Origin of the sequence: Capnocytophaga sp. H4358 (assembly GCF_002302515.1) — a bacterium.
In the GTDB taxonomy this organism is placed as follows: Bacteria; Bacteroidota; Bacteroidia; order Flavobacteriales; family Flavobacteriaceae; genus Capnocytophaga; species Capnocytophaga canis.
The window spans coordinates 1,728,070-1,751,910 of sequence record NZ_CP022380.1 but is presented as its reverse complement, the minus strand read 5'-3'; the positions used below and the strand labels follow the sequence as shown (position 1 = coordinate 1,751,910).

Annotated in this window: 24 protein-coding genes and 3 pseudogenes; 7 read left to right on the top strand and 20 right to left on the bottom strand. The window is 36.1% G+C overall.

Annotated features, from left to right (window positions below; all coding sequences use genetic code 11):
• Positions 1 to 51: 51 nt before the first annotated feature.
• Entirely contained in the window at positions 52 to 1,062 is a 1,011-nt protein-coding gene (locus CGC49_RS07460) for an META domain-containing protein (RefSeq protein ID WP_095912282.1), read from the bottom strand.
• Between the two features lie 335 nt (positions 1,063 to 1,397).
• Here CGC49_RS07460 and CGC49_RS11350 point away from each other — a divergent pair, with 335 nt between their 5' ends.
• Entirely contained in the window at positions 1,398 to 1,529 is a 132-nt protein-coding gene (locus CGC49_RS11350) for a hypothetical protein (protein ID WP_255318363.1), read from the top strand.
• A 318-nt stretch (positions 1,530 to 1,847) separates the two neighbouring features.
• Here the strand turns inward: CGC49_RS11350 and CGC49_RS07455 are convergent, their stop codons facing one another.
• From CGC49_RS07455 to CGC49_RS11400, 13 genes and pseudogenes are all read right to left on the bottom strand, one after another.
• A complete protein-coding gene (locus CGC49_RS07455; protein ID WP_095912281.1) occupies positions 1,848 to 2,399 on the bottom strand; it encodes a hypothetical protein in 552 nt (183 codons plus the stop codon).
• A 20-nt stretch (positions 2,400 to 2,419) separates the two neighbouring features.
• Complete coding sequence (locus tag CGC49_RS07450; protein WP_018279832.1) at positions 2,420 to 2,755, bottom strand: TfoX/Sxy family protein; 336 nt, start codon at positions 2,753 to 2,755, stop codon at positions 2,420 to 2,422.
• A 36-nt stretch (positions 2,756 to 2,791) separates the two neighbouring features.
• On the bottom strand, positions 2,792 to 3,118 hold the full coding sequence (locus CGC49_RS07445) for a nuclear transport factor 2 family protein (protein WP_018279831.1): 327 nt from the start codon (positions 3,116 to 3,118) through the stop codon (positions 2,792 to 2,794).
• A gap of 73 nt (positions 3,119 to 3,191) precedes the next feature.
• Positions 3,192 to 3,770: a Crp/Fnr family transcriptional regulator gene (locus tag CGC49_RS07440; protein WP_018279830.1), complete on the bottom strand. Its 579-nt coding sequence runs from the start codon at positions 3,768 to 3,770 to the stop codon at positions 3,192 to 3,194.
• A gap of 171 nt (positions 3,771 to 3,941) precedes the next feature.
• Positions 3,942 to 4,679 carry a GNAT family N-acetyltransferase gene (locus CGC49_RS07435; RefSeq protein WP_095912280.1) on the bottom strand — a complete coding sequence of 246 codons (738 nt, stop codon included), beginning with the start codon at positions 4,677 to 4,679 and terminating at the stop codon, positions 3,942 to 3,944.
• Positions 4,676 to 5,128, bottom strand: a complete 453-nt coding sequence (locus CGC49_RS07430) for a DMT family transporter (protein WP_095912279.1) — start codon at positions 5,126 to 5,128, stop codon at positions 4,676 to 4,678. The genes CGC49_RS07435 and CGC49_RS07430 overlap by 4 nt, the downstream gene beginning before the upstream one ends.
• Before the next feature lie 60 nt (positions 5,129 to 5,188).
• Positions 5,189 to 5,782: a Crp/Fnr family transcriptional regulator gene (locus CGC49_RS07425; RefSeq protein WP_095912278.1), complete on the bottom strand. Its 594-nt coding sequence runs from the start codon at positions 5,780 to 5,782 to the stop codon at positions 5,189 to 5,191.
• A gap of 141 nt (positions 5,783 to 5,923) precedes the next feature.
• Positions 5,924 to 6,907 carry an alpha/beta hydrolase gene (locus tag CGC49_RS07420; RefSeq protein ID WP_095912277.1) on the bottom strand — a complete coding sequence of 328 codons (984 nt, stop codon included), beginning with the start codon at positions 6,905 to 6,907 and terminating at the stop codon, positions 5,924 to 5,926.
• A gap of 33 nt (positions 6,908 to 6,940) precedes the next feature.
• The gene (locus CGC49_RS07415) at positions 6,941 to 7,465 is read right to left on the bottom strand and encodes a dihydrofolate reductase family protein (protein ID WP_095912276.1); all 525 of its coding nucleotides are present in this window, start codon (positions 7,463 to 7,465) and stop codon (positions 6,941 to 6,943) included.
• A 48-nt stretch (positions 7,466 to 7,513) separates the two neighbouring features.
• Complete coding sequence (locus CGC49_RS07410) at positions 7,514 to 8,353, bottom strand: type II CAAX prenyl endopeptidase Rce1 family protein (RefSeq protein ID WP_095912275.1); 840 nt, start codon at positions 8,351 to 8,353, stop codon at positions 7,514 to 7,516.
• Positions 8,354 to 8,412: 59 nt separating this feature from the next.
• A complete protein-coding gene (locus CGC49_RS07405; RefSeq protein WP_095912274.1) occupies positions 8,413 to 8,937 on the bottom strand; it encodes a TetR/AcrR family transcriptional regulator in 525 nt (174 codons plus the stop codon).
• Positions 8,938 to 9,186: 249 nt separating this feature from the next.
• Positions 9,187 to 9,303 (bottom strand): annotated as a pseudogene (locus CGC49_RS11405) (glyoxalase); the annotation flags it as partial.
• Between the two features lie 174 nt (positions 9,304 to 9,477).
• A pseudogene (locus CGC49_RS11400) lies at positions 9,478 to 9,762 on the bottom strand (DUF6597 domain-containing transcriptional factor); the annotation flags it as partial.
• Between the two features lie 430 nt (positions 9,763 to 10,192).
• On the opposite strand from CGC49_RS11400, the gene CGC49_RS11290 reads away from it, so the two are divergent.
• From CGC49_RS11290 to CGC49_RS07370, 4 genes are all read left to right on the top strand, one after another.
• Complete coding sequence (locus tag CGC49_RS11290) at positions 10,193 to 10,780, top strand: hypothetical protein (RefSeq protein WP_231550020.1); 588 nt, start codon at positions 10,193 to 10,195, stop codon at positions 10,778 to 10,780.
• 417 nt (positions 10,781 to 11,197) lie between these two features.
• The gene (locus CGC49_RS07380) at positions 11,198 to 13,372 is read left to right on the top strand and encodes a TonB-dependent receptor (protein ID WP_095912272.1); all 2,175 of its coding nucleotides are present in this window, start codon (positions 11,198 to 11,200) and stop codon (positions 13,370 to 13,372) included.
• 5 nt (positions 13,373 to 13,377) lie between these two features.
• A complete protein-coding gene (locus CGC49_RS07375; RefSeq protein ID WP_095893906.1) occupies positions 13,378 to 14,172 on the top strand; it encodes a cation transporter in 795 nt (264 codons plus the stop codon).
• Between the two features lie 397 nt (positions 14,173 to 14,569).
• Complete coding sequence (locus CGC49_RS07370; protein WP_232745168.1) at positions 14,570 to 14,998, top strand: DinB family protein; 429 nt, start codon at positions 14,570 to 14,572, stop codon at positions 14,996 to 14,998.
• Positions 14,999 to 15,330: 332 nt separating this feature from the next.
• Here the strand turns inward: CGC49_RS07370 and CGC49_RS07365 are convergent, their stop codons facing one another.
• The 5 genes and pseudogenes from CGC49_RS07365 to CGC49_RS07345 form a co-directional block, all read right to left on the bottom strand.
• Entirely contained in the window at positions 15,331 to 16,065 is a 735-nt protein-coding gene (locus CGC49_RS07365; RefSeq protein ID WP_095912271.1) for a hypothetical protein, read from the bottom strand.
• 514 nt (positions 16,066 to 16,579) lie between these two features.
• The gene (locus CGC49_RS07360; protein ID WP_052458201.1) at positions 16,580 to 17,224 is read right to left on the bottom strand and encodes a hypothetical protein; all 645 of its coding nucleotides are present in this window, start codon (positions 17,222 to 17,224) and stop codon (positions 16,580 to 16,582) included.
• A gap of 180 nt (positions 17,225 to 17,404) precedes the next feature.
• Positions 17,405 to 17,866, bottom strand: coding sequence for a DinB family protein (locus tag CGC49_RS07355; protein WP_095912270.1), 462 nt, complete (start codon positions 17,864 to 17,866; stop codon positions 17,405 to 17,407).
• Positions 17,867 to 17,948: 82 nt separating this feature from the next.
• A pseudogene (locus tag CGC49_RS07350) lies at positions 17,949 to 18,095 on the bottom strand (TetR/AcrR family transcriptional regulator); the annotation flags it as partial.
• 210 nt (positions 18,096 to 18,305) lie between these two features.
• Positions 18,306 to 19,982, bottom strand: coding sequence for a formate--tetrahydrofolate ligase (locus tag CGC49_RS07345; RefSeq protein ID WP_095893902.1), 1,677 nt, complete (start codon positions 19,980 to 19,982; stop codon positions 18,306 to 18,308).
• Positions 19,983 to 20,178: 196 nt separating this feature from the next.
• On the opposite strand from CGC49_RS07345, the gene nhaD reads away from it, so the two are divergent.
• A complete protein-coding gene (gene nhaD, locus CGC49_RS07340) occupies positions 20,179 to 21,504 on the top strand; it encodes a sodium:proton antiporter NhaD (RefSeq protein ID WP_095912269.1) in 1,326 nt (441 codons plus the stop codon).
• A gap of 132 nt (positions 21,505 to 21,636) precedes the next feature.
• Here nhaD and CGC49_RS07335 read toward each other — a convergent pair whose 3' ends face one another.
• Positions 21,637 to 22,617 carry an acyl transferase gene (locus CGC49_RS07335; protein WP_095912268.1) on the bottom strand — a complete coding sequence of 327 codons (981 nt, stop codon included), beginning with the start codon at positions 22,615 to 22,617 and terminating at the stop codon, positions 21,637 to 21,639.
• Between the two features lie 131 nt (positions 22,618 to 22,748).
• Here CGC49_RS07335 and fbp point away from each other — a divergent pair, with 131 nt between their 5' ends.
• Positions 22,749 to 23,765, top strand: a complete 1,017-nt coding sequence (gene fbp, locus CGC49_RS07330; protein ID WP_042005879.1) for a class 1 fructose-bisphosphatase — start codon at positions 22,749 to 22,751, stop codon at positions 23,763 to 23,765.
• Positions 23,766 to 23,841 lie beyond the last annotated feature (76 nt).

The following is a 23,841-nucleotide window of genomic DNA, read 5'->3' as shown; positions in this document are numbered from 1 at the left end:
TAAACTCAATTAAAAACATTCCACAAGAATAGACACAAAAAAAGAGGATTTTTAATCCCCTTTTATAAAAGCAAGTACTTCATTTCCTTGAGCATCATACAGTGTCAGATTTAATTCCTCAAGTTTGTAGGAAGTTACCTTTTCCATAGCTTGGTTGTACTGATTGGCAATTTCCATTTCAGGACATAATTTGGCGGTTACCCCTATTCCTGCGAAGACAATTTTCTCATCAGTAAGCTCCTCAATCTGACCGAAATAACTATTACAACTATCACTTCCACTGATGCTCATTTCTGTAAGATTAATTTCCAACATTGGAATGCCTTCTTTTTTCTCAATCGATTTTCCTCCAATGCGGACAGCTCCCCAAATGTCGTGCAGACGTTCATTTACCTTCTTTTTAGGACTGAAAATCAGTATCTCTTTATTTGAAGCATCTGACAAAATCAATTTTCCTTCGTCTATTTTAAAAGTACGCACCTGCGACAAGGCATCGAAATATGCCATTTCGATGTTATCGTCCATACACATTTTGCGTGTTGCACCAATTTTTCCAAACTGAATTTTATTCTGATGAAGTTCTGTAATCGTTCCAAAATAATTGTTACATCCGCCAACTCCGTTTATTTTTTTCTCTTGCAAATGAAGTTTCAAATTGGGCTTTAATGATTGTGTAACTTGGTTTCCGTTAAGTTTTTCCAACGTCCAACTTCCGCTAAGTTCAAAAGACATATCTTTCTGTTTTTCAATTTCTTTTATCATCGTGTATTCTACCGAAGAAGCATCGGCAGGGACATTTTTGCTATCCAATTGTGTTTCTTTGACTTGTATCTTCTTAAAAAATCCTTCCTCAAAAACAAAATTCTCTATTGGAGCATAAAAATATTCCCACTGAGCCTTATCAAGGTCTTCATTTTTAGAAACTTGCATACATTGGGCTTTTCCTGCTCCTGCATCACAATCTACTTTTACAGAATTCACCCAATAAATTTGTTCTTTTGAAGTAGAACATGCCGAAATGGCACCTCCAATTATCAAAAAAAGAATATATTTTAATTTCATATCTTAATAATTTAAAAATTTACTAAGCATTACTACAAAAAGCATTCCGTTTTCGCACAAAATCTGGATTTTTTATTTCTACTTAGGAAGTAAATTCGAGGCTTTTTTCTACCTTTAATTACAAAAAAAGACACATTATATTGTGTCTTTGTGTGTTTTAGGTTCTGTTATTCTGTCGTGATAAAAATAGTAAATTGAGTTCATTATTTATTTTTATACATTGTTCTTTTCCTTAGATGAAAAGAACCAAAAGTGCGAGCCGCACGGGCATTAAAAAATAAGCAGTTGGCTTCCGACAAATTTTCCAAACTTGCTTCCTACGGTCGCTTCGAACAATGGAAAATTTCCCACATACTAAGCTCCAAGTTTTCGCTTACTTTGCTTTATTCGTTGATTTTCTTAACGCCAAATCTCCAATGCCGATGAAAAGCGGTCAAAATGCTGAAAAATCAGTGTTTAACCATTAAAAAATATATGCAATTAAGAACTAAACTCAAAATAGTAATTCCAAATAATTTTTGGAGCTTCGACTCCGCTCAGCAAGACAAACTCCGTGTCAGTCTGAGCGAAGTCGAAGACTTTTATCTTCGTAATTTTAAATTTAAAATTGTGTAAGTGTCTTCGTTACTTCTTCGTTACTTCTTCGTTTATTTATGATGATTTTTTTTGTAGTAATCAACCACACTTCGACTTCGCTCAGTGTGACAAACCATAATTCAAATTTTCTGTGATAACCAATAAGCAGTTCAACTTCGCTCAGTGTGACATTTAAAATTAAAAATTAATTACTTTAAAATTTCTGTTTTTTCTGTGACATTAGCAGGAATATCGGAAGCCTGAATGATTATTTTATCTCCTGAGAGGTCGGGATTTTGTGCGGTGGCGATATAAATCCAATCGATGCCTTGTAAAACGGCTTCGCCCTCCTCAACCAACGAACCATCTGCATTTTGGATAATTACCTTTACAGAAACGACCTTAAAATCATCTGTGGCTCGAATAATAATCGTGTCTCCTGCATTGCCTTTGTAGTTTGATACATTGATACTTTCGATTTTAGGCGCATTGAGCAAGTCGGCCACGGCTACGTTATAGGCTTTTTTGCCTGTGGTTTCGTAAAGTGCCTTTTGATTGTCGTCTGCAAGGACAGCCTTTCCGTAGAGTACCGCCTGTTGGAACTTGGCTTGTTGTTGTTTTTGCTTTTCGGAATCTTCTCCCGTGCGTTTTTTAGGAGCTTTGGAAACAATGGTTTTCCCGTTTCGTTGTGAGAAAACCAAAATATCTCCCACTTTTCCACTTAATCCGTGGGTTACGATGTTGTTCTTTGATTGTGCCATTTTTTTATGATTTCAAATAATTACTTTTTCTTGGTTTTTTTGTTGAAATCCAAGCAGAGATTAAGCCAAAAAGCAAAATCTTTTGCTGATTTGTAGCCTATTTCTTCCACATAGCAGTAGCCTTTCAAATCCTTATTTTTCATTATGCAAGGTAAATAACCCTGCCTTTCGGTAAGCCCTTCGGTATATTGGGGGTCGAAACGACACATCAAACGGTCATCACTAACATTAATACACATCTTTTCGTTTACCAAAAATGCTAACCCCCCAAACATTTTCTTCTCTTCAACCTCAATTTCAGGAATTTTTGCTAAAAATTCACGCACCCGATTGGCTAAAGCTTCATTGTAAGCCATTTTTATACTATATCGATTATCATTAAAGCCTGTTTTCTACTTATGAAAATAGATTTTCAGCTCTTTCAAAAGTCCGTTTTCTGCTTTCCATATCTCGGCAACATTACCATTTTGTATAGTTCCGTTGGGCAAAATCCAATCGTAATTTGCCAACACAAAGGCATTATCTCCTTCTATTATCGTTTGGATTACTCGCATTGTTTGGTAGCTTTTACAAAAATTTCTGTACATTTCTATATAAGCCTGTTTTCCCAAAAGAGGCTCTCCGTCGTTCATTATAAAAACAAAATCTTCGTCTAAAGTTTGTTCCCAGTTTGCTTTCTGTGCAAACCCCTTGTAATAAGTTGCTAAAAGTTCTTTCATTTTATTCTGATTTTTGGGGCAAAAGTAGTGTCTTTAAAATAAAAAAATGTTGCCATAAGGCAACATTTTCAACTTATAGTGAAACTTCCTTTCTAATCCGACTTAAGGAAGTATGTGTAATTCCTAAGTAACTAGCAATTTGCCTTAAAGGTACATTCTGAATCACTTGCGGTTTATCTTTTAGAAATTGTAGATAACGCTCTTTTGCAGGAAGTGTAATCATTTCAAGCGAGCGTTTTTTTATTTGAAATAACTTTTGGGTCATAAAGAGTCGCCCCCACTCAGCATAGCCCGGAAGAGAATGATACAATTTCTGAAACTCCTTAAAATCAATCTTCCAAGCTATACAATCGGTTAAAGCGACAATACTTTCAGCACTTGGTAGATGGTTGAATAACGATAGTTCTTGCACTATAATTTCATTTTTGCAAAAGAAATCTGTCGTAATTTTATTTCCTTTGTAATCATATACAAAACTTTGAACAATACCACTTTCCAAAATCATATAATCTCGAGCCGTTTGCCCTTCTCGTAAGATATATTCTCCTTTTTTGATTTCAATCCTATAATGAGCCTGTGTAATCTTTTTAAGGTCATTTCCAAAAATCAATGGATGTGCATATATTTTAGAAAAATCAAGAGTGTTTGACATTATCAACATTTTTCCACAAAAGTACAATGTTTTTCAAAATACAATTAAAATTATTTACAAAACGCTCTAATTATAGAGCTTTTTTTGATATCTTTTTACTGCGTATATTTTAAGTTAATCCTTGGGTTACGATGTTGTTCTTTGATTGTGTTTTTTGTAGTTTTTAACATATTAATTAATAGCGTAATTCATCATCAAAAAATCCTCTTCAAAGCCTAATTTTAGATAAAGATTTCTGCCCATAGCGGAGGATTGTAGTGTCATCGTTTCACATTGTCGGTCAATAGATTGATTGATAAGCACGGTCATTACCTCTTCCGCGAAGCCTAATTTCCTAAACTCAGGAAGTATGCCCAAAGAATGAACACCCATTATATTTTCGGTTGGGTGTGTAAGCACCGTTCCTACAATATCTTTCTGAAAATAAAGGATATAAAAAGGAATTTTCGCACTCGATTGGTAGATGCTTTCGACGGATATCTTATAGCCGAAACTCTTTAAAAATACGTCCGACCAAAGTTGGGATTGCTCTTTATCTTGCACAAGTTGAAAATGCAATCGCCTTTCAATGGGAAGTTTTTCTTTTAAAGTGAAAGACATTCCGTATTGCTCGGATTTTTTCACAAATCCGTTGCGGAGCAATTGTTCTTCTTCGGGAAAATGTAAATCATCGGTAAAAAGACTAAAACGCAGAGGTTCTTTATTTTGCAGTGCAATAGTTTTAATCTTTTGTATGGTTTCCGTGGTCAATTTGGTAGGATATTGGTTCAGCCAAATTCTGTTTGGATATTCTGAATTTGGAATTTTAGCTACTGAAATTTTTTCAGATTGATAATATTCTCCTCCACAATTACTTACAATTTCCCAAAGAGAAAAAAGATTTTGAATATTTTTATGTATTTTGTTCATTTTGAATAAATTAAAAGAATTCCTATAATCATTACCATTACGCCTATGCTTTTTTTCAAGGTAATGGGGTCAGCAGGTAGATTGAGCCAACCGAAATGCCCTGCGATAACCGACAAAACTAATTGTCCGCAAAGTCCCAATACGATAACTTTGGTAATGCCTATTTTAGGAATGGTAACAAAGTAAAGCATCAGTCCTGCGATACTGAAAAATCCACCCGCCAACCATAAATACCAAGGGATTTCCCTAAAACTTTCTTTGTTGGGAAGGTCTTTTGTAAACAGCAATAGCACAAATAGTAGTGAAAACACTACCGAACTTATCGCAGAAACGAAAGTAGTAAAAATCGGTTTTTTGAGCAGCATCGTCAGTTGAGAATTAAATGCGGCTTGAATCGCCAAGCAAACGCCTCCCATAAAAGCCAATATAAATAGTAATTTTGTATTCATACGGCAAAATTAGGAGGGTTTCGGCTGAAAACGCTTTACATATGTTGAGAAAGAGTATTTTTATAGAATTTCTTTTCTGATTCTGCTGAGTTGCGTTGGGGTAATGCCCAAATGTGAAGCGATATGTTTGAGCGGTACGCGACGGTCTATGTTAGGGTGTTTTTCAAGCAGATTTTTGTAGCGGAAAATCGCATCTTGCATCACGATAGCGATTTCCCGTTGTTCTTTGTCGATAACCCAATTTTTCTCTAAATAGGCGATGTAGAAATTTTTAATTTCTTCATTCTGTGAAATAAGTCGCTTAAATTCTGAGAAATTAATCTTTATCACAAGACTATTTTCAAGAGATTGAATCACAAATTCGGAAGGCTTTTGAGTAATTGCTGAAACCATAGAACCTGCAAATTCGTTTTCAAAAAAGATGTTTTTATTGTATGTACTTCCGTTTTTATCTATAAAATAGGCTATCAAAATTCCTTGACAAACAAAGTACAAATCCTTGCAGGTTTTTCCGTAATCCAATAGAATTTCATTACGAGACAATGCAATACAATCAATATGCGTTTTGAGAAGTTCAAAAGTAGCCTCCGACAGGGAAAAGTATTCATTCACTTTATTTCTAAATTGATCTATAAGCAATTGGCAATCAATCATATTAAATCAGAATATTTTTCACCAAAAATACATCGATTTTTGTATTTTTCAAGAAATTATGAAAAAAAGAAACGAATTTTTACATATTTCGTGGGTTACGATGTTGTTCTTTGATTGTGCTATTTATATATATTTTTAACATTATTGTAAATTCTCCTTAAAAAACGTTTCCAACTTATCAAACGGAATCACTCCTGCCTGATTGTCGTAAAAGTCGGTGTGCTTGGCGTTGGGAACAATAAACAACTCCTTGTTTTTGCTTCCTACGGATTGGTAGGCATCTTCGCTCATATAGCGGGAATGAGCGTTTTCTCCCGCAACGATAAGGGTCGGGACATCGATTTCGTGAACATACGAAAGCAGCGGGAAATTCAGAAACGAAAGCAGTGTAGTGGCTGTCCAAACCTGATTAGAAACCGAACGCTCGTGGAAACCTCTCGGAGTTTTATAAAACTCGATATAATCGTTCAGGAATTGAGGGACTTTATCGGAAGGAGCATCCGGCATCGGATAGCCAGGAGCAGGCATTCCCGTTTCGGCATCCGTCCAACGAAGCGCATTGAGCGAACGCTTCATTTCCAGACGCATTTCGGGTGTGTTGCCGTCGAAATATCCTTTGCCGAAAACGCGGGACATATCGTACATTACCATCGTTGCCACCGCTTTTATTCGCGTGTCGATAGCCGTAGCGTTCAGGGCAAATCCGCCCCAACCGCAGATGCCAATAAGCCCTATTTTTTCTCTGTCCACAAAGGGTTGAAGCCCCAAGCAATCGACCGCAGCCGAAAAATCTTCGGTGTTGATGTCGGGCGACGCCACATTGCGAGGTTCGCCACCGCTTTCGCCCGTATAAGAAGGGTCAAAAGCCAAGGTTACAAAGCCTTTTTCCGCCATCGTTTGGGCGTAAAATCCGGAGGCTTGTTCCTTTACCGCTCCGAATCCTCCACAAACGGCAAGAGCTGCAAGTTTCTTGCCTTCGCTGTTTTTCGGAAAATACAAATCGCCGACAAGGGTTATGCCGTAGCGGTTTCTGAACGTTACTTTTTGATGTTCTACTTTATCGCTTTTCGGGAAAATTTTGTCCCAACAGTCAGCACCGGAGTGCATTTTTTTGTTTGTGTTCATATTGTTGAAAAATTAATACCTTTTATTTATGTATTATATTCTTTTGTAATGCAATTGCACAAGTCCTGTGTCGTAAGGGGTTACGCTGATGAGTTTTAGTGGCTGTTCGGGTCTGTTGTCGTTAAACAATTTTGTGCCGTTGCCCACCAATATCGGAATGACGGAAATGATGAGTTCGTCCAATAAATCGCCCTTCAAAAGTTCATTCACGATTTGAGCCCCGCCGTCGCAATAGATGTTTTGGCGAGTTTCTTTTTTCAATTTGCCGATGAGTAGCGATATATCTCCCGTATAAAAATGAATGTTCCCTGCGGAAGGTCTTTCGATTTTCGTCAGTACATAAACCGTTTTTTCCTTATGCGGAAATTCCCCTACCGCATTCATTACCCAGTCGTATGTTTTTCGTCCGATAATCAGTGTATCCACCGTTGATATAAAACGCTCAAAACCATAATCTTCTCCTTCTTTTTCCACGATGGATAAGAAACTTAAATCGTCATTGGGCTTGGCGATATACCCGTCCAAACTCATTGAGATATACAGAATTACTTTACTCATATATTATATTGTATATTGGTTATTTCTGTTTTTGATGTAACCACAAAATCAATCGGTTTGACAGAATTTCGCTTTTCGTATTTTTCTTAAATACAAGCCTATTGCCAAATACATCATCAGCGGAATAATACCGAAAGTTGGCGAAATCAATAATGTTTTATCAGGCGAGACAACGGCAAAACCTTCGGAAATCAGCGGATTGAGAGCGTCTTCCATCGTGTGCATCAAAACCACCACCCAAAGCGAACGCGACAAGAAAAAGACTTCGGTGTACATAATCGTCCAAACGCCCACCACCACAAAGCCGTAGACGAAAAGCCACACTCCTCCGTAAGGGAAAAATTGAGCCAAATAGTCTTCTTCCAAAAACACCATATAATAAGGGGCGTGCCAAGTCTGCCACACCAGTGCCACCACTAAATAAATCAACCATTCGTTTTTGGTGAGTTGCTCCATTTTTAGGGTGAGATAGCCTCGCCAAACCGATTCTTCAAAGATATTTTTGATAAATTCGGGCAAAAAAGCAGCTGCAAGAATGGATAAATATGTCGAAAAACTAAATTTGCTCACATCTGCCCAACCCAGCATTTGCCCTATGCAAAGCGTTATACCGATAACCAACGGATAAACTGCAAAGGCAAACAGATACCAACAGGCGTTTTGTTTGAAATTCGGTTTCAGGGGAAGGTCTTTCCAGCCGTCGCCACCGAAAAGGCGAAGCAAAAGCATACACAGAAGTGGCGTAGCGATAAAAATCAACGCTCCGAGCGATTCCAAATTCGAGGGCTGACCGAGCAACTTATCCACCCCAACGCCTACCCAACCGCAGGTGATTGCCACCAAGCTGAATAGGGTAACATTTCTGAAAGTTTTTGATTTGGTGTTCATATTGTTAAAGGTTTACATTGTTTTTTGAATGAAATTTCATTTTAGGTATAGAAATGATATTATTTTAAAATATCCAAAATTTTCTCCTCATCATAGACAAACATTCCAACTGCGACCAGTGAAGCTATACCGTGAGCCAACATCCACGATTTAGCGATAATGTTCTTTACGCCTTCGTCGGATAATTGTCGGTATTCTTCTGAATTTTTCATTATGTTTACTATTTGCTGACTTTCCGGAAAAATATCTGTAAGTTTTATATTCATAATATTATCCATATAGAAAGCCTTAAATAAAGCAGGTTCTGTATGAGCCATTTGCACATACCCCAATCCTAAATCAAGGAAAGAGTTTCCTGTTTTTGAATAGCCCAACATTGTGTTTTGTAAGTGAATAAGAGCTTTTTGGCAGACTTCGGCTTTGAGGTCGTCCATATTTTTGTATGTCCAATAAATGGGCTGTGTTGAACAACCGATTTTTTTGGCAATGTTTCGGGCAGAAAGCACCCCAAACCCTTCTTTTCGAACCATTTCAAAGGTAGTTTCAATGATAATTTCTTTCGTTATTGTCGTTGTTTTAGGCATAATATTATTTTATAACACACATTATATAACTACTATTATATTTTATTGCAAAAGTAATATGTTTTTTTGAACAGACAAATTTTCTATAAGAAAAAAGAACGCAATTTTCTTCCTTTAATCTTGAAATCTTATAAGTTATGTTCTTTCTAAAGCAAAAACGCTCCAATTAAGGAGCGTTTTTATATCTTTTTTGATTATCTAATAAATTCCTAAATTACACGATATTGGTTTTTACAAGAAAATTGATTATCATTCAGATTCTGTGTAGGTTACTATATCAATACCGATGTCGTTGGGGTCTTTGATAGCGAAATGGCGGTCGCCCCAAGGCTCATTTCGTAGCTCAATTTCAATAGGAACGCTTTTGTTTTTTTGTTCATAAACGAAGTCGAACAGTTTTAATTTTCTACTGTCAATTGGCTTTAAAAGTTTTATGGAGGTCTCTAAATTATTCGAGATTTCGGAAGTAAATTTTTCAAATTCATCAGTTTTATATTTGTCAATGCTCCAAAATGAAAAAGGCAAATTTACGATTGAGTCTAAAATTGATTTAATCTCTTTTCGGAAGATATATTCAATGGCTAAAAGTTTAAACCTAATGGCGAAGAATTTAGCGTTTTTAGAGATTTGTATGTCTTTCGGTTTTGTCCAAATTCCTGTGAGTTTGACAGTTGTCAATGTTTCGTTTTCAAACTCTGCAATTAAGTCAAAGTAACCGTCCGGTAAAATGGTATGCTGGATTTCTGTGTCAGTAGTTTCGTAATACCAAAAGCACTGTACAAAGTTGTTCAAAAATCCATTCGGTTTAATTTCTCTGTATTTCATTGTAGTGGCGTTATAAAGGGCATATAACTTGAAAAACGCTGTTTTATGTCTTGTTGTGCATCATAGGTGTTACTTCGTAAGGACAAAAATACTAATTCCTTTGAAACGAATACGATAATCTGATAAAAACAGAAAGTGCATAACCCACAAACCTATCCTTTTTGGGGAATAATGTAAACCATATCTTTGCTCTGTTTTCTTTTTGCAAAGACAGTAAAAACATTCGGAAATACAAATGTTTCTAGTTGTTGTATCTTGTTGATTTATTGATATATAAAAGAATTATGGATAAAAAAATAAAACGATATACGAATATTATATATGTAGAATAAACGAAATTGCGTATATTTGCGTGTTACCTGCAAGCGTAAAGACAGACCGTGCAACCCTGACAGTAACGGTCAGACAAACAAGAGAAGCGTAAACCATTTTGACAGATAAACAAAGACATACAGACCATATTACAAACGGACAAGAACTAAGCCGACACACCTTGCCGACCCTTCTGTATTTTTTCTTTTCCCTACCGCACATTTTTTTATTCAATTTTTTGCCACCGCACAATGGCACATTGGCTTTTGCCCCGACACACAAAAGCCCACGCTTCGGCAAAATCCAAAGAGCCATTTTTTCCCAACGCTTTTTTAACTTTGCATTTATAAACATCTATATAGAGAACACTATGCTATCAACAGAGAAAACATTATCAGAAGTAATAGAAATACTAAGACAACGTGGTTATACAGAAGACTTTAACTTGTTGGAAGAAAACATATCTTACAAAAAAGGAGGCGAAAAAGTTGATTTGAACGACATCGTTATTGACAAAATATATCGTTTTACAGGACAAAACGACTTGGAAGACGAAGCCATTTTATACGCAATGACAAATCAAAAAGACGGAGCTAAAGGCGTATTTGTCAATGGGTATGGAACTTACACAGACTCAGGGGCAAACGCTGTTATCAGTAAGATAACCGTTAATGAAAATGATAATGACGATTGGACAATAAAATAATGAATTATACTAACTTTGCAGCGTGAAATATTTCTCCTTCATATTAGCCCTTTATGTTTTGTTGCTGACAGCAGCACCAAACTTGGTGGAGGACAATTGTTTTCAGGAGCAAACAACCGAACAATCACAAGACAATCAAAGTGACAAAGATTGTAGCGATTGTTGTTCACCATTTATGAGTTGCAATACCTGTTTGGGTTTTACTTTTCCAATAGCAAAATTTTCAATACACTCTATCCTCACTTATTCAGACAAAAAAGTTTCTATTTACAAGGAAAATACAACGTCTGACTTTTTCTCTTCCATTTGGAAACCGCCCAAGATTAGTTAATGTTTCCGTGCCTTCGGCACAATAACAAATTGCGGTGCTACGCACCGCCAATTCTTATTTTTCAAACATTAATAATCATTTAGGCAATGAAGTTTAAAATCATTTTGCTACTAATGGTAGCATTCAACATAAATACCGTATTCGGACAGAATACATTTAAAGCGGTCATAAAAGACAGCGAAACAAAAGAACCGTTAATCGGTGCGACAGCTATTTTATCAGAAACGGCAACAGGAGCAACCGCAGACATTAACGGAATGATAACCTTAACCAATATCCCAAACGGAAAGCAGATAATTGAATTTCGTTACATCGGTTATGAAACAAGAAAAGACACGTTTGATTTTCCGTTGACAACATCAAACCTGATAGAGATTTTTCTCAAATCAAATGCAAACGAATTGGACGAAATTGTGATTTCATCTACCCGAAGTTCCAGAACCATAAAGGACATTCCGACAAGAATTGAATTTATTGGAGGGGAAGAATTAGACGAAAAAGGCAATATGAAAGCAGGGGATATTCGTATGCTTTTAAGTGAAAGCACAGGCATACAAACGCAGCAAACTTCCGCAACATCTGCCAATGCTTCTATTCGTATTCAGGGACTTGACGGACGATATACTCAAATTCTTAAAGACGGATTTCCACTATATGCAGGAGCAGCAAGCGGTTTAGGACTTTTGCAAACGCCACCGCTTGACTTAAAGCAAGTAGAAATTATTAAAGGTTCTTCATCTACACTTTACGGAGGAGGAGCGATAGCAGGATTGGTAAACCTTATTTCCAAAACACCGACAGATGAAAAAGAATTACGTTTTCATTTAAACGGAAGTTCGGGCAGAGGTTTTGACATTAACGGTTTTTACGGACAGCGATTTAACAAAATTGGAACAACAATATTTGCAGCACACAACCGCAATTGGGCTTACAACCCTGCCAATATTGATTTTACAGCAATTCCAAAATTTGACAGGTATGTTTTCAATCCCAAGTTATTTGTTTATTTCAGCGACAAAACAAAACTGAATGTTGGAATAAACACAGCTATTGAAAACCGTATCGGTGGCGACATACATTTTATACAAGGAAAAGGAGACACTATCCACAGCTATTTTGAAGAAAACAAAACACAACGCTATTCCACGCAATTGTCTTTTGACCATAAATTTAATGACAAAAGTTTCTTCAATTTTAAAAACAGCGTAAGTTATTTTAACAGGATAATCAATATTCCGAATTATAGCTTTGACGGCACACAAACAGCCACATTCAGCGAAGCAAGCTATACCAATGTTCGGGAAAAAACAGAATGGGTTGCAGGTGTAAATCTTTGGTCGGATAACTTTCAGGAAAAGCAGACAGACACTTTTCCGTTGAGAAATTACGACCAAATTACTTTTGGTGCATTTGCTCAAAATTCGTGGAAAGCAACCAAGTGGCTCAATCTTGAAACAGGTTTCAGAGCCGACTATGTTATTGATTATGGTATTGCCTTGCTGCCAAGAGTTTCAGCATTATTCAAAATAACCGACAAATTTTCTTCACGGCTTGGCGGTGGCTTTGGCTATAAAACGCCAACCATATTTACAGAGGAAAGCGAACGCATACAATACCAAAATGTAATGCCCATTGATAAAAACATCAACAAATTGGAACGCAGTTACGGAGGAAATTTTGATTTTAATTATCGCACCGTATTTGGCGAAAAAGTAACGTTCAGTATCAACCAACTTTTTTTCTATACCTATTTGAATAACCCTTTGTTGCTTGAATCTCAAACAGGCGGATTATACCAATTTATCAATTCGACAGGACACATTGATACAAGAGGAACGGAAACCAATATCAAAATCGGGTATGATGATTTTAAATTGTTTTTGGGTTATACATTTACCGATACCCGCTTGCATCAAAACGGAATTTTGACAAATACACCGCTTACGCCAAAGCACAGGATAAATTCAGTTTTAATGTATGAAGTAGAGGACAAATGGAAAGTAGGTTTGGAAGCGTATTATTTCAGTCCTCAAAAATTGAGTGACGGTGCAACAGGAAAACAATATGTGCTTTGTGGTTTTATGGTTGAAAAGCTATGGGAGAAATTTTCGGTTTACATCAACTTTGAAAATTTCCTTGACGCAAGGCAAACCCGATTTGACACTATTTATACAGGCACAGTAACTAATCCTGTTTTCAGGGACATTTACGCACCGCTTGACGGATTTTTAATCAATGGTGGTATCAAACTAAAATTGTAGCAATTATGCAAAAGACAATATTTAACATTACAAAAATGGATTGCCCAAGCGAGGAGCAATTAATACGGATGAAACTGCAAAAATTTGATGAAATAAAATCATTGGACTTTGACATTCCGAACCGAAAATTAGCAGTTCATCATAACGGAAAACCAGAGCCAATACACTTAGCATTAAATACACTGAACCTTGATACTTCTTTGGTTTCAACAGAAGAAAGCAGAGTAGAAATTGAAACGGACACAAGCAATAAACAACGGAAATTGTTGTGGACGGTTCTTATCATCAATTTTCTGTTTTTCGGATTGGAAATGCTGTTAGGAATTTTTTCCAACTCAATGGGATTAGTGGCAGACAGTTTGGATATGCTCGCAGACAGTATTGTTTACGGATTGGCATTATTTGCGGTGGGTGGAACAATAACGAGAAAAAACAATATCGCAAAATTTGCAGGATATTTTCAAATACTTCTTGCTGTAATTGGTTTTGTAGAAGTAGTCAGACGATTTATAGGAGTTGAGAAAATGCCTGATTTTCAAACAATGATTATCGTTTCTGTTTTGGCTCTTATCGCTAATGTGATTTGTCTTTACTTATTACAAAAAGGTAAAAGCAAAGAGGCTCATATGCAAGCAAGTATGATTTTCACTTCCAATGACGTAATTATTAATTCGGGTGTTATCGTTGCAGGACTTTTGGTTAATTGGCTTAGTTCAGGTTATCCCGACTTGATTATTGGAGCAATCGTTTTTATAATTGTTGCAAGAGGAGCATACAGAATATTACAATTAGCGAAGTAAAAAGCCAACGCACACAAGCACACACATTTTGCAGCCGCTACAAGCCGACACGCAAACCAAAGCTGCAAAAAGAGTGTGCTTGTTCCCTAAAAAAATTGAATAAAAAATTTCCTGCCCTTCTGAAAAGAAAAAATACCCGAACGCACAACCCGACAGCGACACTTGGACGACATACAGACAAATGGTTTACTAAGACGGTGGACAGAACGCCAGCAGCTAACAGCGGTTTGGCGTAATGGGGGGCGGACGTTCTTCGTATGACAGTTTTTCGTAAATTTGAACTTTCGGCTTCGTATGAAGTTTTGTGCTGAAAAGCCCCCACTACGCCAAGCCGCGAATCGTTATGTGTAATTTCACCAAAACACCGTCCAAATGAAGGAAAAGTTAAACGAATTATTTGAGTACAACTATCATTTTAATAAAAAAATGGATTGAGTTTCTGACGGAAAATTTCCAAGAAGTTCCTGAAAAATCTTTGAGACTTATAAATCATCTGATTAAAGCTCAACAAATATGGAACATCAGAATTGACAATGAAATTGAATTTGGAGTTTGGCAAATTAACGAATGGAATAAAATCTCGAAGATAAATGATGAAAATTATACAAAAACCTTGAAAATAATTCGTGAAAATAATCTTGAAAATATAATTGAATATCAAAATTCAAAAGGACAAAAATTTACAAATAAAATTGAAGATGTTTTATTCCATATCATAAACCATTCGACTTATCACCGTGCTCAAATTGCGGTCGACATTAAAAATTATGGAATAGAACCGATTAACACAGATTATATTTTTTATAAAAGAAAGATTGAAGAATAAAGAAACTGCCCACTAACATCGTATTGGCGAAATGGCTGTTTAAGGGAAAAATTGAAAGTTTACCTTCGGGGAGACTTCGTATTCTCCTTTTTTGTTGTAGCAACCATCCAATTGAAACAAATACGATAATCACATAAAAAACAGAAAGTTCGTTAAAAAAATCCCCGTCTAAAAACATAAAACGACTTATCCAAAAATTCTTCAAATTTTACTGATATAATTCAGCAAATCAAAAGGGAATTTTTACATCTCCCCCTTGAAAGGGTCATTAGATAAGACATACAAAATCTATAAAATACAAATGATGAAATATCATAAAATAATTTCATTTCTCAAACATCAAAGAAATCCATCTCATACTGAAAAACTTCGAACGGAACTTCCTCATTATATGCCTTATAGACTTCTGACTTCAGAATTTTTCCATTGGAGTCAAAGATGTTTTTTTGTATGGTAGCATCGTCTTGATTGACTGCCGATTTCCATCGGTATAGACAACAAAAGCCGTACTTGTCATATTCATAAAACACCGAACCGTGATGAGTTTTATCCGAATAAAAATATTTTATCGAGATGAGCCTGCCACTTTCATCGTAAAAGGACTCCGAATATCCGCTCAGATGGTCGTTTTGGTGCTCGTGATGGCAAAAAATTTCTTGTCCTTTTTCATTAAATTTTCGTGTGACTTTGGCGTAAAATTCTTCATTTTGCAAAGTTAAAATTTCAGAATTATTGTTGTTTTCATCATAAGTAAAAATTTGTTTTAGTTCTAAATTTCCGTCTGAATCATAATAAAGAGCCTGTATTTTTTTACCATACGCATCAAATATTACTTTTTTGTATTCGTAAGGTTCAAAATATTGATAATGAAAAATCCGCTCCACAACTCCATTTCTATTTAGAAAAAACTCCTTTATGGAATATAAATTTTCTCTTCCTTCAATCACTGAATAACAATTGATTTTCAAATATTTGACATTTTGATGTGTCATTATTTGATAATATTCTGGGCTAAAAAAAGCACTTTCTTCCAGTATGATAAGCAACGTTTGATTTTGTTTTTTCATCGTGTTTTTTTTAGGAAAGACAAACTTAATAATAAATTTTATTGAGTTCATTATTTATTTTCATATTTTGTACTTTTGTCCTGAAACATAGTAAGCGAAAGCTTAGTATGTGGAACCAAAAAATCAATACTGTGGATACTTTACCAAAAATCAACTCTCACATACTTTGCTGAAAATTTCTAAACTCGCTACGCTCAGGTAGTATAGATTTTCTAGGCTACATTCATTGATTTTTTTAACGGCACATATTCCGCAGTGCGGACTTTGTCTTTAAAGCCGATGAAAAGTGGTTAAAATACTGAAAATCAGTGTTTAACCATTAAGAAAATATATGTAATTAAGTACTGAACTCAAAAATTTTATTATTGTTTTGGACTTGGACAATATACCTTTGGTTGTTTTAAGCTACGAAGCGTATCTCCCAAACGTTATTCTACTTCATCAATAGTAATACCTCCTTTTTGACGACTGACCTTTAAACTTTCTTGAAAAATGCAAAATCTTATCAAATGCCTCACTTCATCTTTCGGATTAAACTCAAATCAAAAAGAGCTAAAAAGCTGAAATACAGAGTTCCCAATGCAATCGCTGTATGAGGAAAATCTAAAAAAAGTCCACCGTGTTTTTTGGCATCTAAGTAACTTTGGGATTTGCGAAATCCTTCATCTAAGGCAAATTCTGGGACAATATTTTGCCCAAAAGCGACAAACATCGCAAGAAAAAAATACAGCATTACTGCGACGACAGATTGAGCCATTACTCTTTGTTGTACAGCTTCACTGGTGTTAAAAAATGCAAAACGCATTCGGTTAAACACGGTAACGCAATAAAGCGTAGTAATCGTCCAATCCGAAAACCCCATAATACTCTGAAAAGAATAGGCAAACAAGCCATATACAGGGAAAAATATAAACAAACTGATGCGTGCAGAAAACGCCACCATAAACACACCTGAATGTACCATTATAAACTCAAATGCCATTAAAAGACTGAATTTAAATACTTTATCAGCGTCCAAAGGCGTGGCGGAAAACCACAAACTTCCGTAATAAAATGCCATCAGCACCAAATTCAAAAATCCAAAATACTCAAAAGGCTTGTCCCAACGCTCTATCACACTGATTTTTGAGTTTTCTTTTTTGGTTCTTTTTCGTGTCATTTTTTATTTTTTTGGCAAAAATAGGAGATTTTATTTATTTTTCACAAATTACGAAAAACAAGGAAGAATTATACCTCCTTATATTAACCATTTAGCATTGAGAATTATCCCTCCCATTCTTCCGGTTCGTGTTCGTTTACCCACCAACGGAAACCGCTAATACCTTTTATTTTCAATCGCTCAATGATTTCTGCTGTATGGTGTTGGGGTATGCCGGATGCAGTTCAGATGCAATTCAAAACGCGAAACTGGATACCATTCATATCCCGAATCCGCTTCAAAAGGCAGAGCTTCAATCCGTTGTAGCAAGTTTTCATTCAGCTCATCAATAAACGAAAACAATTCTTCTTTGGTATGAAATCCCTCTACCACCACACCTGCATCAGGATTTTCCCATTCTTGCGAACCTCCAAGACTCTCTGCCCCTCTGATGGCTTTTTCAAAGGGTACAAAACTGGCGTCATTTGCCCCTAAATAATATTGTATTGCGGCAATGCAATGATAGGCAATTTGCCAATTCGGATTGTTGTACTCATCCGTATTCCATTGGTCTTCAGGAACTTTTTCCAAAGTTTTACGTAGCATTCCAAGGCTTGCTTTATACTGCGAAGCCAAAATCTCTGCGATTTTTTTGTTGTTCATTTTATTCTGATTTTTAGGTTGTTACTATTTTGTTGGGGGCTACATATCAAGACCGTAGCCTTTTGAAAAAGGAATTTTTACTGTTTCGTTGGCAAAAATACGATGGTGTTGAACAACCGATTTGCTTGGCAATGTTTCGGGCAGAAAGCACCCCAAACCCTTCTTTTCGAACCATTTCAAAGGCAGTTTCAATGATAATTTCTTTCGTTATTGTCGTTGTTTTAGGCATAATATTATTTTATAACATACATTATATAACTATTGTTATATTTTATTGCGAAGGTAATATGTTTTTTTGAATAGACAAATTTTAAAAGAAAAAAGAGCGAAATTTTCTTCCTTTAATCACAAAAAAAAGAAGCCGTCTTTTTCGGACAGCTTCTCTCCTCTTTTTTATCAGTCATCCAGTAGTACTAGAAAGTCCTACTGAACTAAAAAACTATGAAAGTCCTGTAATGATTCCATTGTCGTCTATGTCCATACCTTCTGCCGCAGGAACGCTTGGTAGCCCTGGCATACGCATTGTATCGCCCAAAATAGGAATCACAAATCCTGCCCCTGAAGCAAATTCAAACTCCCGAACCGTAACCTCGAAATCCGTTGGACGTGCTAATTTCTTATCATTATCACTCAATGATTTCGGAGTTTTTACCATACAAACAGGCATTTTGTCGAAGCCTAATTTGTTAATATTATTGAGTTGCGTACGTGCCTTTGAAGTAAAATTCACGCTTTTAGCTCCATAAATTTCGGTTGCAATTTTAACAATTTTATCTTCAATGGAAATTGCATGGTCGTAAAGCGGTTTAAATTTACTTTCACCACTTTCTACAATCTCCACTACCGCTTGTGCCAGTTCTTTTGCCCCATTACCTCCTTCAGCAAATCCTTTACAAACAATTGCTTTCACTCCTTTTTGTTCACACACTTGTTTGATGAATTGAATTTCTTCATCACTGTCATTAGGGAAGAAATTAATTGCTACAACAGCTTTCAATCCAAATTTTTGCACGTTTTCAATGTGCTTTTCTAAGTTTCCGATACCTTTTTTTACTTTTTCAAGACTTGCTGTGGTATATTCTTCTTTCATTGCTCCTCCATGATGGCGTAACGCCCTAACAGTTGCAACAATAACAGCTGCATCAGGAGCAAGTCCAGCAGACACACATTTGATATTCATGAATTTCTCTGCTCCTAAATCAGCTCCAAAACCGGCTTCCGTTATAGTATATTCAGCTAAGGACATTCCCATTTTGGTAGCTAATACTGTATTGGTTCCTTGAGCAATACTTGCGAAAGGTCCTCCATGCAAAATGGCAGGATTATTTTCTAAAGTTTGCACTAAATTAGGTTTTATCGCATCTTTCAACAGTAATGCCATAGCTCCTACTACTTTCAAATCACGAGCAAAAACAGGTGTGCCATCGAATTTTTTACCGATGTAGATGTTTCCAATACGCTTCTTTAAATCCGAAAAACTTTCTGACAAACAAAGGATTGCCATTATCTCAGAGGCAGGAGTGATGTTAAACCCATCTTCACGAGGTACTCCGTTGGCACTACCTCCCAAGCCGATGACAACCTGACGTAATGCACGGTCGTTCATATCCATCACACGCTTCCAAACAACTGTACGTGGATCAATACCGATGGAATGTGTTTTACTTTGTATATTATTATCAATCACTGCTGAAAGCAAATTATTTGCTTTTTCAATTGCTGAAAAGTCGCCTGTGAAATGCAGATTGATATCCTCCATTGGCACTACTTGTGAATATCCTCCTCCTGCGGCACCTCCTTTAATTCCAAAAACAGGCCCTAAAGAAGGTTCACGAAGCACTGCAATGGCTTTTTTACCGATTTTGTTCAACCCTTCAGTAAGACCTATGCTAGTAGTAGTTTTCCCTTCACCTGCAGGGGTTGGAGTGATAGCCGTTACTAACACTAATTTATTCTTCTTAAGTTTTTCATTATCAATTAGATGTAGAGGTAACTTAGCTTTGTACTTTCCGTACAGTTCCAAGTCATCTTCACTAACATTTAATTTTTTAGCAACTTCTTTAATAGGAAGCATTTTTGCATTTTGTGCAATTTCTAAATCCGTTGGAAAACTCATAATATATAGCTATTTATTTGGTTAAAAATAATATGAAATTAATGAGTTCCAAAGGTACGAAATTATTTTTGATAATCAAGAATACAAATAGCAGATGATTTTCTTAAGGAAAAGATTTTAGTTTTTATATGGGATTCATGAGTATTTTTTTATCTTTGTCGCCAATTTTACATCTATAATAAAATCAATACATTCTATGGAAATTTTGTTGATTGCTGTGTTTTTTATCGGCTATTTTTTTATCACTATTGAGCATCAGGTGAAGATTGACAAAACCATCTCAGCTCTAGGGATGGCATCGATTTGTTGGGCTATTTTAAAAATGGGAGGACTCACTGTCTATGAAATCGAAGATCAAGCCCTTCACGCTATTAACCCTACAAACAACGACTTAGCTATTGACAACATTTTGTTACATCATTTGGGAAAAATAGCTGAAATTCTCTTTTTTCTTATCGGAGCAATGACTATCGTTGAGGTAATTGATATGCACCGAGGCTTTGAAATTATAAAAAAAATCATCAAAACACGTAGAAAAAAACGCTTACTTTGGATTGTCGGGATTATCGCTTTTTTCCTTTCCGCATTGATTGATAATTTGACAACAGTCATCGTTTTGGTTACAATTATGCGTAAATTAGTACCATTCAAAACTGAACGCATTTGGTACATTTCACTCATTGTGATTGCTGCTAATGCAGGAGGAGCATGGTCACCTATAGGAGATGTAACTACGACGATGCTTTGGATGGCAAATAAAGTGACTGCAGCTAAACTCACAGAATATGTGTTACTTCCCTCTATTATATGCTTTGTTGTCCCTTTTGCTATCGCATCATTCTTACCCGTTTTCCAAGGGCGATTGGACATTCCGCGGTCTGACAAGACACAGGCTTTTAAAAGTAGTACTCCAGTGTTGATTATTGGTTTTGCGTCCATTATTTTTGTACCTGTATTCAAATCCGTTACGGGTCTACCTCCTTACATCGGGATGCTTTTTGCTTTAGCAACCATGTGGTTTTTCTCCGAGCTGTTGAAACCTATTAAAGAATTAAACGAAGATGCAGCTGTTTCATTTTCAACACACAGAGCTTTGTCGCGTATTGAAATATCAAGTATTTTATTTTTCTTAGGTATTTTATTGGGAGTTGCCGCTTTGGAATCCGTGGGTGTTTTATTCAACTTTGCAAATGTATTAAACGAAGCGGTTCCAAATCAGAATATTGTAGTGGCTCTTCTTGGAATGGGATCATCAGTAATTGACAACGTACCGTTAGTAGCAGCAAGTATTGGGATGTTCCAAGAGCCTGTGGATAGTGCTTTGTGGCATTTTATTGCTTTTGCAGCTGGAACTGGAGGAAGTTTACTCATAATCGGATCGGCGGCAGGAGTGGCTGCTATGGGAATGGAAAAAATAGACTTTTTTTGGTACTTGAAAAACATCCTGTGGTTGGCTTTCTTAGGTTTTATTGCTGGGTTTTTATCCCTCATCGTGTTAGAGAGTTTTCATGTGTTCGAATAAAATCCGACTAAAGAAGTAAATATACACCATCCGAAAAGTTTTGTTTGTTCATCACGATTAGTGTGTCACTTTCGAAGAATACCAAGTATTTCAGTGCCGAATCTGTCTAAAACAAAACTTTTCGGATTTTTATCACAAAACTAATAAATTACATCCCCTAATATCTGAATTATCGAACCTTCCCAACACTTCAAAATCTGTGTCAGAAAGGCGTCTGCCTAAATCCTGTGTAGCAATAAAACTACACGATTGTAAATTTGCTAAATCAATTACATTAATCCCACCCGTTTTTTTATTAGGTTGAAAAGAAAGAGCATCGTTAGTATCTCGAATTAAAATCTTCATCCAAGGTACGGTTTTAAAAATGCCATTCCCGCAGGAATAACCTTGTGAAAGTAATTCCGTCATACCATATTCTGAATGAATAGTTTGAACACCAAATCCATTACATAAAATATGATGTAATTCCTCCCTTATCAACTCTTTACGACGCCCTTTCATGCCTCCCGTTTCCATAATGATGGTATTTTTTAATGAAAAGGAATGTTTTTCGACCATATCCAGTAGCGCAAAGGATACTCCGATGAGTAATATTTTTTTTCCTGCCTCATCCAATGCTTTTAGCAGGTTAGCTAAAGATTGTAACTCATTCAAATAGAAACCACTGTTAGGATTGTTTGATTGCTGAATTAAATCTTCTACCATGTAAATGAGAGAAGAACCAGTTCGTTCTAAGTACGAAGGAAGCAAAGCCAAAATCACATACTCGGATGGATTACCATAAAACAACTCAAACCCCTTTCGGAAACTTTTTTCGTAAACGCTCAATTTTTTTACATAATGTTTTGATGTTAGCATCCCTGTGGTGCCACTACTTGTAAAAATCTGTTGTTCAGAATCTTGTCCGCAAAAAACACGATGTGATTTAAAAAACTCTATCGGCAAGAAAGGAATTTCAAATAGAGAGCGTACATTTTTAGGTGTTTTTTTTAAATAGGTGCAAAAATCTTGATATACTAAGTTGTGATTAAACTGATATTCAAAGACTTCCAAGCTTATATTTTCGAAATCTATCTCGTTATTGATAGAAAAAATACGATCTTCTAAGGACATTTTGTGATGCACAATTGTTTTACAAAACGCGAAGTTACGAAAAAAAATGTAGAAAATAATGGATAAACATTTTTGTATTCTTTATGTTTTTTTGCTAACTTTGATACCATAAAACTCAAAACTTTAAAGACATGGCTAAAACATATCAAACAATGGGTGAATTCATCATCCAAAATCAAAAAGATTTTCAATATTCTACAGGAGAGTTGACTCGACTTTTGAGTTCCATTCGCTTGGCTTCAAAAGTCGTGAATCGTGAGGTGAACAAAGCAGGTTTGGTGGAGGATATTTTGGGCGACATGGGTGAGGAAAATATACAAGGCGAAGTACAAAAAAAACTAGATGTATTTGCCAACGAAATTTTTATCAAAGCCTTAACACAGCGTGAAGTAGTTTGTGGAATTGCTTCGGAAGAAAACGAATTTTTTATTTCAGTAGAACCCTCTCAAAACAGCCATTTGAGTAAATATGTAGTGCTGATTGACCCTCTTGATGGCTCCAGTAACTCTGATGTGAACGTAACTGTCGGAACGATATTTTCTATTTATCGTCGTGTGACTCCTGAAGGTACGCCTGTGCAGTTGGAAGATTTTTTGCAACCAGGAAATAGACAAGTAGCCGCAGGTTATATCATTTATGGACTTTCTACAATGATGGTGTACACAACTGGTAGAGGAGTTAATGGTTTTACACTCGATCCTTCCATCGGAACGTACTATCTTTCGCATCCAAATATGCAATTCCCTAAAGATGGATCTATTTATTCCATCAATGAAGGGAACTATGTACATTTTCCTCAGGGAGTTAAAGACTATATAAAATATTGCCAAGAATTGGAAGGTGACCGACCTTATACCTCTCGTTACATAGGTTCGTTAGTTTCTGACTTTCACAGAAACATGCTTAAAGGTGGAATCTATATCTATCCGTCGGGAACACGTACTCCTCACGGAAAATTGCGATTACTTTACGAATGTAACCCTATCGCTTTCCTTACCGAACAAGCAGGAGGCAAAGCTTCCGATGGGTATCGACGCATTATGGACATTCAAGCAGACCACTTACATCAGCGAGTGCCATTTTTTTGTGGCTCAGTGAATATGGTTGAAAAAGCCGAAGAATTTATGGCGAAATATCCGAGAGAATGATTTAATTTTGGGGTTAATAAGTTAGATATTTCTTTCAAACAGAACTTATTCGGAGAAAATCCGTACTTTTGCTCCT

Excerpts from the sequence above, each read along its gene's own strand:
- CGC49_RS07460 (WP_095912282.1), bottom strand. The coding sequence starts at position 1,062 with ATGAAATTAAAATATATTCTTTTTTTGATAATTGGAGGTGCCATTTCG.
- CGC49_RS11350 (WP_255318363.1), top strand. The coding sequence starts at position 1,398 with ATGGAAAATTTCCCACATACTAAGCTCCAAGTTTTCGCTTACTTTGCT.
- CGC49_RS07455 (WP_095912281.1), bottom strand. The coding sequence starts at position 2,399 with ATGGCACAATCAAAGAACAACATCGTAACCCACGGATTAAGTGGAAAA.
- CGC49_RS07450 (WP_018279832.1), bottom strand. The coding sequence starts at position 2,755 with ATGGCTTACAATGAAGCTTTAGCCAATCGGGTGCGTGAATTTTTAGCA.
- CGC49_RS07445 (WP_018279831.1), bottom strand. The coding sequence starts at position 3,118 with ATGAAAGAACTTTTAGCAACTTATTACAAGGGGTTTGCACAGAAAGCA.
- CGC49_RS07440 (WP_018279830.1), bottom strand. The coding sequence starts at position 3,770 with ATGTCAAACACTCTTGATTTTTCTAAAATATATGCACATCCATTGATT.
- CGC49_RS07435 (WP_095912280.1), bottom strand. The coding sequence starts at position 4,679 with ATGAACAAAATACATAAAAATATTCAAAATCTTTTTTCTCTTTGGGAA.
- CGC49_RS07430 (WP_095912279.1), bottom strand. The coding sequence starts at position 5,128 with ATGAATACAAAATTACTATTTATATTGGCTTTTATGGGAGGCGTTTGC.
- CGC49_RS07425 (WP_095912278.1), bottom strand. The coding sequence starts at position 5,782 with ATGATTGATTGCCAATTGCTTATAGATCAATTTAGAAATAAAGTGAAT.
- CGC49_RS07420 (WP_095912277.1), bottom strand. The coding sequence starts at position 6,907 with ATGAACACAAACAAAAAAATGCACTCCGGTGCTGACTGTTGGGACAAA.
- CGC49_RS07415 (WP_095912276.1), bottom strand. The coding sequence starts at position 7,465 with ATGAGTAAAGTAATTCTGTATATCTCAATGAGTTTGGACGGGTATATC.
- CGC49_RS07410 (WP_095912275.1), bottom strand. The coding sequence starts at position 8,353 with ATGAACACCAAATCAAAAACTTTCAGAAATGTTACCCTATTCAGCTTG.
- CGC49_RS07405 (WP_095912274.1), bottom strand. The coding sequence starts at position 8,937 with ATGCCTAAAACAACGACAATAACGAAAGAAATTATCATTGAAACTACC.
- CGC49_RS07380 (WP_095912272.1), top strand. The coding sequence starts at position 11,198 with ATGAAGTTTAAAATCATTTTGCTACTAATGGTAGCATTCAACATAAAT.
- CGC49_RS07375 (WP_095893906.1), top strand. The coding sequence starts at position 13,378 with ATGCAAAAGACAATATTTAACATTACAAAAATGGATTGCCCAAGCGAG.
- CGC49_RS07365 (WP_095912271.1), bottom strand. The coding sequence starts at position 16,065 with ATGAAAAAACAAAATCAAACGTTGCTTATCATACTGGAAGAAAGTGCT.
- CGC49_RS07360 (WP_052458201.1), bottom strand. The coding sequence starts at position 17,224 with ATGACACGAAAAAGAACCAAAAAAGAAAACTCAAAAATCAGTGTGATA.
- CGC49_RS07355 (WP_095912270.1), bottom strand. The coding sequence starts at position 17,866 with ATGAACAACAAAAAAATCGCAGAGATTTTGGCTTCGCAGTATAAAGCA.
- CGC49_RS07345 (WP_095893902.1), bottom strand. The coding sequence starts at position 19,982 with ATGAGTTTTCCAACGGATTTAGAAATTGCACAAAATGCAAAAATGCTT.
- nhaD (WP_095912269.1), top strand. The coding sequence starts at position 20,179 with ATGGAAATTTTGTTGATTGCTGTGTTTTTTATCGGCTATTTTTTTATC.
- CGC49_RS07335 (WP_095912268.1), bottom strand. The coding sequence starts at position 22,617 with ATGTCCTTAGAAGATCGTATTTTTTCTATCAATAACGAGATAGATTTC.
- fbp (WP_042005879.1), top strand. The coding sequence starts at position 22,749 with ATGGCTAAAACATATCAAACAATGGGTGAATTCATCATCCAAAATCAA.